The sequence below is a fragment of the Vibrio sp. S9_S30 genome (assembly GCF_014694455.1).
Taxonomy (GTDB): domain Bacteria; phylum Pseudomonadota; class Gammaproteobacteria; order Enterobacterales; family Vibrionaceae; genus Vibrio.
Genome location: NZ_JAAUWT010000010.1, coordinates 135,843 through 147,636, shown reverse-complemented (window position 1 = coordinate 147,636; position 11,794 = coordinate 135,843). Strand labels below are relative to the sequence as shown.

The window sequence follows — 11,794 nt, the reverse complement described above, 5'->3', positions numbered from 1 at the left end:
CCTTATGCTTGCCAGTTAGCTAAATAGTTGGACAGTAAGTTATCGATCAAAATTTTGCCATCGACTGGAGACGCGGAAAAGAACTTATCATCGACGCTAAGCAAGGTAATTCCGTGTACCCCAGCCCAAAGAACTCGACTGGCTTCAACCACGTTCTGCTCAGACCCTTCAGGGGTGATCATTTGAATCAAGCTTTCAAGCATGCCCGTCATTTTATCGATTCGTTCGGACTGCCAAGTGGGTAATTCTTCTCCGTTCATCGTGTGTTGAAAGATCAGTTGCCAACGATATGGATGCGCCAAAGCAAAATCGTGATAACAATATGCCAGCTTATGTAGGGCATCAATGGGATGTTGAGCATCTTCGACGGCTTTTTCTGCTTGCTGCGATAGCTCATCCAAAGTTTGTGCAACGGCTTGTAAAAGTACCAAATTGTAATTACCAAATACATTCACGAGAGTGCTAGGGACATAACCAATCATATTGGCAATCTTTCGGAGGCTGAGTTCATGGTGGGGTTTTTCTTCAAGGAAAGATTTCACGTTATCGAGGGTAAGTGCTATCAATTCTTCACGTGTATGATCGTTACGTCTGGCCATGATTGAGTGTGTTAAAATGAACAATGTTCATTATTTTAAGTGTCGCTTATATAGGGGTCAAGACGATAAACACCTGTTAGCTCAAATTACTGTAATCTGGGCGGTGTCGAAGAGTATGCATGTGCAGTCATGCCGTTTCCCAATGAGATACGTATCCTGATGTTAGCAATATCCTGACACACACATTTGTGTTGCACGTATTTTATTGTTAGTAACTTGCGGCTATGATTCTTAAAGTACCTGTGCCACCTTGATTTTCACTTGAGTGCCCATATGTACATACCTGTTAAAACCAGAATTAAGAGAAAATAACGATGAAACGATTATTTGCGTTTGTCGCTTTATTGATGATTTCTGTCACCGCTGCACCGATTGCTGAAGCAAAGAAATTCGGTGGTGGTAAATCATTTGGTAAAAGCTACAAAACGGCACCGGCTCCAAAACAGCAACAACAGAACACAAACACCATCGGTAACGATCAGGGTAAACAAACCAGCGGTAAAAAAGGCCTAATGGGTGGTTTGCTAGGAGGTCTCCTTGCGGGCGGCTTATTAGCGGCATTCTTTGGCGGTGCGTTTGAAGGTATCCAGTTTATGGATATCCTTATCATGGGATTGATTGCCTTTGTTATTTTCAAACTAATGAAAGGTTTGCTTGCGTCTAAACAGGGAAGTATGAATCAACAGCAACCCGCTTATTCTGGCGCAAACCGCAATACGTTTGAACCACAACAGCAACCGAACGTTCATAACTTCGAGCAAACTCAGCCGTTGTCTGGTGGGTTCGGTGCAGCCAGTGACAGTGATGTCCCTCATAATTACCCGCTGGGTTTTGACCACGCTGCATTTGTGAATGGCTCTCGTGATCACTATCGTAAACTGCAAGGTGCATGGAACTACAACGAATTAGAAACCATTCGTGAGTACGTTTCTCCGGGTTTGTTCGATGATTTATCGGCAGAACGTGCAAAACTGGAAGGCGAACAGCATACGGATGTCATGTATGTTGACGCTGAAATTGTTCGCGCGGACCACAACGCAACGTCTGCACAGTTAAGCCTTCAATTCAGTGGTCGCTACCGTGACACAGCGGAAGGCGTAGAAGAAGACATCACCGATGTATGGCATTTAGAGCGTGACCTAACACAACCTAATGCACCGTGGTTGATCGTGGGTATTCAAGCTTAAGCTCAATTTGGTCTTTACAGCTAACCCCTTCCTTACTGAGGAAGGGGTTTTTCTTTCATTCCACTCTCTCAAATTTGGCAAACGTGTCTCAGCTTGAACGATTACCTTCTTTCAATAGGTTGATATTCAATCTAGGTGATTGACATTTAACCAATGATTTCAGTATTAGTTAGCGCTCTTACATGACAATTCTTATTTACTCAGGTCAGCCGACCTTAAGACGCGCTGTTTGCTATGAAAAATCATCCAAGTCTTTCCGATATCAGAACATTTGTGGTGCTTGTTGAAGAGGGAAGCTTTACAAAAGCGAGTGAGAGACTGATGTGTTCTCGTTCAAATGTATCTAAACAATTGGTGCAGTTGGAAACCGCGCTAGGTGTTACGTTACTTTTAAGAACAACTCGAACACAATGTCTTACCCAACAAGGTGAAGCATTTTTCCATCGTTGCAAGGACTCTCTTCGTGCTATATCCCATGCAATTGAAAATGTTTTAGAGAGTTCGGATTCTTTAACAGGGGCTATAAAAATCAATTGTGTAGGTGGACACCTTGCCGAAGACATTGTTGCTCTTTTGATTAACGACTTTATGACCTTATACCCTGATATTTATATCGAATTAGATTTTTCGAGTGATCGTGTCAATATTATTTCTGGGAAGTATGACTTTATTTTCCGTATGGGTAGCTTGGAAGACTCTTCTTTGATAGCAAGGAAACTGACTAACATTACAATTGGAACTTACGTTAGCCCAGAATATTTAATCAAGTATGGTAAACCCACTTTACCAAGTGATCTTGCCACGCATCGGTGTGTATCAGGAACCGTTAATCATTGGGTATTCAGGCATAAAGTCACTAAGGAAAAAAAAGAGGTTCAGATAAAAGGTCACCTTGCCTGTAAAAATGGCAGAGTCATGGTGAGATCAGCATGTGCCGGAAACGGTATTATTCGAGTACCCGAATGTTATTGCCGACAAGAGTTGGAGGAGGGGCTGCTCGTCGCTTTATTTGAGGATTGGTATATCGATTCTATTCCATTCTATGTTCTGTATGCGCGAGATAAGCATCAACCCATAAGGCTTAGGACATTTTCCGAGTTTGTGGTTTCTAATTTCCAACAGTACATGGAATAAAGATCGTTTGTTGTGATTAGTGAATATGAGTGAACAGTGATGTGCCTCTAAGTGTATATATCATGAAATAACGACTTCGTAAGATAGGTGGGCAGTTAACACAGAAGGAGTTCTTTATGAAAAGCGTCAAGCTGCTTAGTTTATCGTTATTAACATCTGCAATTCTTGGCTCGTCATTAGTAATGGCTAATGATGATTTTTTAGGGGCAGACCTGAAAAGCGGGAAGAACAAAGTATCATTCCTAAGTGAAAATACTCACATCGCAGGGCACGTATTTCTGCCGCCTGATTACACGCCATCAAAGAGCTATCCAGCCATTGTTGTTATTACTCCTGCGAGTGGTGTGAAAGAACAAACTGCTGGAATATACGCTGAGAAGTTGGCTCTCAAAGGATACATCACAATGGCATTCGATCATCGTACCTACGGTGAAAGTGGTGGGTATCCCCGAGGAATGGAAAATGCGCCAATGAAAGTTGAAGATATAAAAAGTGCCATAAGCTTTATTCGTCGTTTCCCTGGTGTTGATAGTAACAGAGTAGGTGAATTGGGATTATGTTCTGGTGCAGGCTACAGTCTCCAAACAGCGATGCAAGATACGCGTATTGATTCCGTTGCGACCGTGAGCGGGTTTGTAGACTTTACCGATTATGCAATGGGAGGGGCTACTCAATATATGGATGTAATAAAAGGAACACCCGTTGAGCAATATCGACAACAAATAAATATTGCCAGTGAAGCTCGCCAAAAATATTTTGACACCGGAGAGGTTGTCTTAGTGGATGGTATTCCAAGTCAGGAAAGTGCTAAGGGTATGAATGAATTTTGGGTGAGAGCGGCAGATTACTATCGCAACCCTGAAAGGGGTGGAGGAGCAGTAAACTACACACCAATGCGTGCTGCCATGTCGCTTGATACTAGGTATGCTTTTAATCCTTCGGAGCATATGGAATTACTGTCAAATACTCCTTATATGGCGATAATTGGTACAGAAGCTTTGTCCGCCTACTTTAGTGAGGTTGCTGTTAAAAGGAGTAAAGAAAAAGGTGGGAATGCGGAGTTGGTGAAAATCCAAGGAGCAACGCATTTTGATCTTTATGACCAAGAGCAATATGTAAATCAAGCTATTCAGGCGCTCGATAGGTTTTATTCCGCAACGTTAAATTAATACCAAGCTGGGCTTGTTAATTAGCTTATGGGTTAAACAACTAGAAGAACCACTTAGTATAAAAAAACCGCCAATTGGCGGTTTTTTTTAAACAGAACAGAATTAAGCGTCGGCTTCTTCCGCTTGTTTTGCCTGAATGGCGGTGAGCGCGACGGTGTAAACAATGTCGTCCACCAAAGCACCACGAGACAAATCGTTAACTGGCTTACGCATGCCCTGAAGCATTGGACCGATTGAAACAAGATCGGCACTACGCTGAACCGCTTTGTAGGTTGTGTTGCCTGTGTTGAGGTCGGGGAATACAAATACGGTTGCTTTGCCTGCTACTGGAGAATTAGGCGCTTTAGAAGCCGCCACGTTTTCCATGATGGCGGCATCGTATTGAAGTGGACCATCAATCACCAAATCAGGACGCTTTTCTTGAGCAATTTTGGTGGCTTCACGGACTTTTTCAACGTCTGCACCTTGACCGGATGTCCCCGTCGAGTATGAGATCATTGCAACGCGTGGGTCAATACCAAATGCCGCTGCTGAATCCGCTGACTGAATGGCAATTTCTGCCAATTGCTCTGCGTTTGGATCTGGGTTGATCGCACAGTCGCCGTAAACCAGTACTTGATCAGGCAAAAGCATAAAGAACACAGACGAAACAAGAGAAGCACTCGGCGCAGTCTTGATAAGCTGAAGTGGTGGACGAATGGTGTTAGCCGTAGTGTGAACCGCACCAGAAACCAAGCCGTCGACTTCTTCGCGCTCTAGCATCATGGTGCCGAGAACAACGGTATCTTCAAGTTGCTCACGAGCAACCACTTCCGTCATGCCTTTATTCTTGCGCAGTTCAACCAAGCGAGCGACGTATTTTTCACGTACCACTGTTGGGTCAATGATTTCTACGCCATTGCCTAAAACCACGCCTTGTTGCTCAGCGATACGCTTGATTTCTTCTGGATTACCCAAAAGCACACATTCTGCGATACCGCGTTCGGCACAGATAGCCGCCGCTTTTACGGTGCGAGGCTCATCGCCTTCAGGAAGAACAATGCGTTTTGCTGCGCGACGAGCAAATTCGGTGAGTTGGTAACGGAACGCTGGAGGGCTCAGACGACGAACGGTAGCCGAGCCTTCCGTTAAGGTGTCTATCCAAGGGCCGTCGATATGGCTGGCAACGTGATCGTTAACGAACTCAATACGTTCACGGTCGTCTGCTGGCACTTCTAGGCTAAAGCTTTGTAGGTTCAAAGACGTCTGCCAAGTGTTGCCTTGTGCCTTGAAGATCGGCAATCCTGTGTCAAAGGCAGGCTTACATAGGTCAACGATTTCAGTTGGGATATCGTAGCCACCTGTCAACAAAATCGCACCGATTTCAACACCATTCATAGAAGCCAAAGCAGCAGCTACGATAACGTCTGGGCGATCAGCCGACGTAACCAGCAGAGAGCCAGGACGGAAGTGCTCGATCATGTTTGGAAGTGAACGTGCACAGAATGTGATGCTCTTGATACGTCGGCTCGCGATATCACCTTCATTGATGATTTCTGCTTTCAGGTGTTTTGCCATATCGATAGCACGAGTGGCAATCAGGTCGATGCTCCAAGGCACACAACCTAGTACGCGAATAGGGCTAGAATTGAAGATGTGCATCACTTCTAGGTTCGCTTGATGTGCGCTGTCTGCATCGTCGAAGATTTCAGATAGATCAGGGCGAGTACGGCCAGCGTCATCGACAGGCGCATTCAGTTTGTTAATGATAACACCTGAGATGCTCTTATTTTTTGTTCCACCAAAGTTAGAACAAGCGACTTCGATGCGCTCTTTCAACTGGGTTGGATTGTCTGTGCCTGGTGTCGCGACAAATACGATTTCAGCTCCCAGCGTTTTCGCAATCTCTGCATTCACTTGGTTAGCAAACGGGTGTTTACGAGTGGGCACCAAACCTTCGATCAGTGTAACGTCGGAATCCTTATTGATTTGGTTGTAACGCTCAACCACCGTTTCAAGCAGTTCGTCCATTTTTTCAGCACCGATAAGTGCCTCTGCTTGAGACATTGGCGTTGGGTCGCCAATTTTCATGTCGCTGTTGAAGCTCACGATGGTTGATGTCAGATCGGGCTGGTCGCCACCACTGCGAGGTTGTGCGATTGGCTTATAGAATGAAACTTTAACGCCTTTACGTTCCATAGCGCGCAAAACGCCCATGCTAACACTGGTAAGACCAACACCTGCGCTAGTGGGGATAAGCATAATAGTACGTGACATAGGGGATTCCTATCACTATCAGGTAAATGCTTTGCGAAGCTGCAATGTTCCCAAAGCTGAAAATAAGAACTGGCTAAACGCACCTATTGGCACGTTAGCCAGTCAAAGTCAGTGTATTATAGACCCGCTAAACGTGCAGTGTCTTCAGCAATAACAAGCTCTTCATTTGTCGAGATAACCATTGCAGGGATGCGGCTTTCCGCCGTAGTGATCGTCCCTTCGTTGCCGAAACGCGCTGTTAAGTTTGCTGCTTCGTCAACTTCGATGCCGAAGATACCAAGACGGTTTAGAACCATTTCACGGATTGGACCCGAGTTTTCACCAATACCGCCCGTAAATACGATGGCATCTAGACGACCGTCAAGCGTTGCAGTATAACCTGCAACGTATTTCGCTAAGCGATGACAGAACACGTCCATAGCACGCGTTGCTTCTTCTTTTTCGCCGTAGTTGTCTTCAACAAAACGACAGTCTGAAGTCACTTCTGTAAGACCGGCAAGACCAGACTCTTTCGTTAGCATGGTGTTGATTTGCTCTACTGAGTAACCAAGTGCATCGTGAAGATGGAAGATGATGGCTGGGTCGATATCACCACAACGAGTCCCCATGACCAAACCTTCAAGCGGAGTCAGCCCCATTGAAGTATCAACAGATTGCCCATTCTTGATTGCACAAACTGATGCACCGTTACCTAAGTGGCAGTTAATGATGTTCAATTCATCCGCTGGTTTACCTAGGCGCTCTGCTGTTTCACGAGCGATAAATAGATGAGATGTACCGTGCATGCCGTAACGGCGGATACCGTGCTCTTTGTACAAGTTGTACGGCAGTGCGTATAGGTAAGCTTCTTCTGGCATGGTTTGGTGGAATGCGGTATCGAATACGGCCGTCATTGGTAGGCTTGGGAAGGCTTTTTGTGCTGCCTTAATACCGATGATTGCTGCTGGGTTGTGAAGAGGCGCAAGTGCTGCGCAATCTTCAATCCCTTTAAGTACAGTTTCATCAATCAATGCTGATTGCGTAAATTGTTCACCGCCGTGCACGACACGATGACCAATTGCTTGTAATTGATCTGCTAGCTCAGGTTTTGAAGCAAGAATAGTTTCAACAATGAAAGACAGCGCTTCATCGTGTGCAGCACCATTACCTAGCTGTGCTTCGTGCTTTCCGTCAAGTTTCCACTTGATGCGAGCTTCTGGAAGATGAAGACATTCAGCAAGACCTGTAAGGTGCTCGTCGCCGTTTGCTGCATCAACAATGGCAAACTTAAGTGAAGAACTACCGCAGTTTAAAACTAAAACTAGCTTAGACATGAGTGACTACCTGTTATTCGTCTGATAAAAGAATCAGTTAAGGATGAAAATCAATCGCAAGCGTAAATGCCTTTTTGAAAAGACAAATTACGCTTGGTCAAAAAATACTTGAAATTCCGTATCGTTGGACGCATTGATACTTTACTCAATGCGAATACGCTTCCTTGCAAATAACACTCACGGTTGCCTAAATTGTAAATAACGGCAACAATGAGATTGAGGGTTTGCTAAGGATAGCGATAATGACCCAAGATAACAAAAAAATTTGAATGCATTTTAACTAGAATCAATTTTTTTGCAGCTTTTTTTTAAAGGTTGTCAATTTATTTTAGTGAGAGGTTGGTATGAACAATAAAGTCGGGCTCATCCACAGTTTGAAAGACGGTCAAAAATACATGGATACTTGGCCTGTGCGAAAGGAGCTGACCCCTCTTTTTCCAGAACAACGCATCATCAAGGCGACAAAATTTGGAGTCAAAGTGATGCCAGCTGTTGCTGCGATTAGTGTGCTTATGCAAATGGTGTTCGACAACCAGCAAGCCATGCCGCAAGCTATAGTGATGGCTTTATTTGCGATTAGCCTTCCGCTACAGGGGATGTGGTGGTTAGGTAACCGTTCTAACACCCAACTTCCGCCAGCACTTGCAAGTTGGTACCGAGAAATTCATCAAAAAATTATCGACGCGGGCGGTGCGCTTGAGCCGATCAAAAGCAAGCCACGATACAAAGAATTGGCGGTCACACTCAATCGAGCGTTTAGACAGCTCGATAAGTCTGCGTTGGAGCGTTGGTTTTAAAGTGAACCCAATTTCAGACTGAGCTATTTATTACAAGTTAACTTCTCAAAAAAGGAGGCTAGGGTCATTCGATCCTAGCCTCCTTTTTGTTCCCAATTCGGCATGTGAATCAACGACCTCCAATCCATTATTATCGATGAAAGTCAAATGTTCTGACAATAATTGACTTTCCATTTTGCTCGAAAAAACATCATCTATTTTTTGCTTAAATGACAAGAATATTAGTTTACTAACTGTCAAACACAGTGGTTTTGTGTGCTGTTTAACGCAAATTTCACGTTTTGTTACTTTGTTGTTAATCCTTTCTTCCCTTTACTGAGCCTTGCTGGTAAAAATGTGTACATATGCGTAAATCAGCGCGTACAAAATAAAGAAACTATTTTTAGTAGCTGTTTGTTTCAGATTTCCTAGACTTAAGACTAGGCGCTTTATTATGAGTGTTTGGAATCAAAGAAATAAAACAAGTAAGCCGCCAGGAGCTTGGCAGCCACAACATCACAACAACTTTACTGCTGAATCAAGGAGTCAAGATGAAAGCAAGTCAAATCATTGTTACCGCGTGTATTGCCGGTGCAGCGTTACTTTCCTCAACCGGTGTTATTGCTAAAACGGCCAAAGTTGCCGTATCACAAATCGTAGAGCATCCCGCTCTGGACGCGACACGTCAGGGCTTGCTTGATGGTCTAAAAGAAAAGGGCTACATAGAAGGGAAAAATCTAGAATTTGAATATCGTACTGCGCAAGGCAATCCTGCTATTGCCGTACAGATAGCGCGTCAATTTGTTGGCGAAAACCCAGATGTATTGGTTGGCATTGCGACGCCTACCGCGCAAGCGTTGGTTTCCTCAACTCGTTCTATTCCAGTGGTTTTCACGGCGGTGACCGATCCTGTTGGGGCGAAACTGGTGGGCAGCATGAAACAGCCAGGAAAAAATGTGACTGGTTTGTCGGATTTGTCACCTGTTGCTCAACACGTTGACTTGATTCAAGAAATCCTACCAAACGTCAAATCTATCGGTGTGGTTTATAACCCAGGTGAAGCGAATGCGGTGACTTTGGTTGATCTTTTGAAAGAGGCGGCTGAGGCAAAAGGTTTGAAAGTGATTGAAGCGACGGCGCTAAAGAGCGCAGATGTTCAGTCGGCAACTCAAGCCATTTCTGCTAAGTCTGACGTGATTTACGCGCCAACGGATAATACGGTGGCGAGTGCGATTGAAGGTATGATCGTTGCGGCGAATCAAGCGAAAATCCCCGTCCTTGGCGGTGCGACTTCCTATGTTGAGAAAGGTGCTGTGGCAAGCCTAGGGTTTGATTATTACCAAGTAGGTGTTCAAACAGCCGATTACGTAGCGGCTATTTTAGAAGGCGCAGAACCTGGTAGCTTAGATGTGAACGTGGCAAAAGGTTCCGACCTTGTTGTGAATAAAACGGCGGCAGAAAAAATTGGTGTCACCATTCCAAAATCCGTTCTGGATCGTGCAACTAGCATAAAATAACACGACTAAGCCCGAATAGCGTTCGCTGTTCGGGCTTTTTATATCAAGCAGAAAGGGAGTTGTTATGTCTGCTTTTGCATTTTTTGGCGCTCTTGAAATTGGGCTCGTTTATGGATTGGTTGCACTGGGTGTCTATTTAACGTTTAGGGTTCTGGATTTTCCAGATTTGAGTGTGGACGGCAGCTTCCCAATGGGGGCGGCCGTCGCTGCTACCGCTATTGTGGCGGGTATCGACCCATGGATCGCAACTGGCATGGCGATTATTGCGGGTGCCGCAACCGGTTGGGTTACCGCATTTTTGGCGGTGAAGTGCGGAATATTGCATCTCCTAGCCTCGATTTTAACCATGATCGCGGCTTTTTCTATCAATATTCGCATTATGGGGCGACCCAATATGGCATTGATAGGTGAGAATACCATCCTAACGCCATTTGAAGCCTTGGGTGATTCTATGTATGTGCGCCCGATTGTGGTCGGAGTATTGGTATTACTGTCGGCAAACTTTGTCGTGCGCCTTTTAAATAGTGATTTCGGTCTCGGTCTCCGAGCTACAGGTGTCAATGCCAGAATGGTAGCGTCGCAAGGTGCAAGCACGGCGTTTTACACCTACTTTGGGTTGGCGTTGTCGAATGGCTTTGTTGGGTTTGCGGGCGCTTTGTTTGCGCAAACAAACAGTTTCGCGGATGTGACATCGGGAGTCGGTACCATCGTTGTCGGATTAGCGGCCGTCATTCTTGGACAGACGTTAATCCCGGGTCGGAAAATATGGGTGGCGGTTTTAGCGGTTATCGTTGGTTCGGTGCTCTACAGATTGGCGGTTGCATTTGCGTTAAGCACAGGCATGTTTGGACTCCAAGCCTCAGACTTGAACCTTGTGACGGCTGTGCTGGTTGCTTTGGCGCTTATTGCACCGAAACTGAAAGGAAACTTTAAGGTAAAAAAGGGCGGTAAGCCTGCAAAACCGGAATCTAAGGGGGTAGCATGATCCAGCTCGACAATATTCAAGTTACCTTTAACGCAGGGACTATTCTAGAAAACAGAGCCTTAAGAGGCGTTTCTCTTACTGTTCCAGAACATGAATTCCTGACGGTTATTGGTTCCAATGGGGCAGGTAAGTCAACTTTACTGGGGGCTGTTACTGGTGAAACGCCTATGGCGGGGGGGAGCGTCATTATTGATCATGCTGATGTGACTCGCCAAACCGTTGATCAACGAGCAAGCCAGTGTGCGCGGGTGTTTCAAGATCCCCTTGCAGGGACGTGCGGTGCTCTTACCATTGAAGAAAATATGGCATTAGCCTATATGCGAGGGAAGCGTCGCGGGTGGAGCTTTTCACTGTCTTCAAAACGGAGAAAACTCTTTCAAGAGCGCATCAGCATTTTAGGTTTAGGATTAGAAGATCGGTTAGGGGATAATATAGGTCTGCTATCGGGTGGACAGCGTCAAGCAGTCAGTCTTGTCATGGCGACATTATCTGAGAGTAAACTTTTGCTTTTGGATGAACATACCGCAGCGCTGGATCCTCGTATGGCGGCGTTCATTATTGACTTGACGAAGCGCATTGTAAATGAGTTTAACCTTACGGTTATGATGGTTACGCATTCTATGAAAGACGCGCTAGCGTGTGGAGACAGAACGGTCATGCTTCACCAAGGTGAAGTCGTTTTGGATGTTGCCGGAGATGAACGGGCAAATATGTCGGTTCCTGATCTCCTCGAAATGTTCTCTAAAGTACGCGGAGAAGAGCTGACCGATGACAGTTTATTGCTGAACTAATGCTTTTCTTAAAAGATAAGGCGCTCAACGTAAGAAACTTAAACCCTCTTTAGTATGAAGAGGGTTT

Annotated in this window: 10 protein-coding genes; 7 read left to right on the top strand and 3 right to left on the bottom strand. The window is 45.1% G+C overall.

Annotation, left to right across the window (positions count from 1 at the left end; translation table 11 throughout):
• Window positions 1-2: 2 nt before the first annotated feature.
• Entirely contained in the window at window positions 3-599 is a 597-nt protein-coding gene (locus HC752_RS13705) for a TetR/AcrR family transcriptional regulator (RefSeq protein ID WP_190335730.1), read from the bottom strand.
• 314 nt (window positions 600-913) lie between these two features.
• On the opposite strand from HC752_RS13705, the gene HC752_RS13700 reads away from it, so the two are divergent.
• The 3 genes from HC752_RS13700 to HC752_RS13690 all read left to right on the top strand — a co-directional run bounded on the left by HC752_RS13700 (window position 914) and on the right by HC752_RS13690 (window position 4,089).
• Window positions 914-1,786 (top strand): Tim44 domain-containing protein, encoded by an 873-nt coding sequence (locus tag HC752_RS13700; RefSeq protein WP_190335729.1) that lies wholly within the window; start codon window positions 914-916, stop codon window positions 1,784-1,786.
• A 234-nt stretch (window positions 1,787-2,020) separates the two neighbouring features.
• The gene (locus HC752_RS13695) at window positions 2,021-2,920 is read left to right on the top strand and encodes a LysR family transcriptional regulator (RefSeq protein ID WP_190335728.1); all 900 of its coding nucleotides are present in this window, start codon (window positions 2,021-2,023) and stop codon (window positions 2,918-2,920) included.
• Window positions 2,921-3,036: 116 nt separating this feature from the next.
• Window positions 3,037-4,089: an alpha/beta hydrolase gene (locus tag HC752_RS13690; protein ID WP_190335727.1), complete on the top strand. Its 1,053-nt coding sequence runs from the start codon at window positions 3,037-3,039 to the stop codon at window positions 4,087-4,089.
• A 102-nt stretch (window positions 4,090-4,191) separates the two neighbouring features.
• On the opposite strand, the gene pta is transcribed toward HC752_RS13690, so the two are convergent.
• Together pta and HC752_RS13680 are read right to left on the bottom strand one after the other, a co-directional pair.
• Window positions 4,192-6,345 (bottom strand): phosphate acetyltransferase, encoded by a 2,154-nt coding sequence (gene pta, locus HC752_RS13685; RefSeq protein ID WP_190335726.1) that lies wholly within the window; start codon window positions 6,343-6,345, stop codon window positions 4,192-4,194.
• A 116-nt stretch (window positions 6,346-6,461) separates the two neighbouring features.
• On the bottom strand, window positions 6,462-7,658 hold the full coding sequence (locus HC752_RS13680; protein WP_190335725.1) for an acetate kinase: 1,197 nt from the start codon (window positions 7,656-7,658) through the stop codon (window positions 6,462-6,464).
• A 344-nt stretch (window positions 7,659-8,002) separates the two neighbouring features.
• Here HC752_RS13680 and yfbV point away from each other — a divergent pair, with 344 nt between their 5' ends.
• From yfbV to HC752_RS13660, 4 genes are all read left to right on the top strand, one after another.
• Window positions 8,003-8,455 (top strand): terminus macrodomain insulation protein YfbV, encoded by a 453-nt coding sequence (gene yfbV, locus HC752_RS13675; protein WP_190335724.1) that lies wholly within the window; start codon window positions 8,003-8,005, stop codon window positions 8,453-8,455.
• Window positions 8,456-8,985: 530 nt separating this feature from the next.
• Window positions 8,986-9,951 (top strand): ABC transporter substrate-binding protein, encoded by a 966-nt coding sequence (locus HC752_RS13670; RefSeq protein WP_190335723.1) that lies wholly within the window; start codon window positions 8,986-8,988, stop codon window positions 9,949-9,951.
• A gap of 64 nt (window positions 9,952-10,015) precedes the next feature.
• On the top strand, window positions 10,016-10,936 hold the full coding sequence (locus tag HC752_RS13665) for an ABC transporter permease (protein WP_190335722.1): 921 nt from the start codon (window positions 10,016-10,018) through the stop codon (window positions 10,934-10,936).
• Window positions 10,933-11,727 (top strand): ABC transporter ATP-binding protein, encoded by a 795-nt coding sequence (locus HC752_RS13660; protein WP_190335721.1) that lies wholly within the window; start codon window positions 10,933-10,935, stop codon window positions 11,725-11,727. The genes HC752_RS13665 and HC752_RS13660 overlap by 4 nt, the downstream gene beginning before the upstream one ends.
• Window positions 11,728-11,794: the final 67 nt, after the last annotated feature.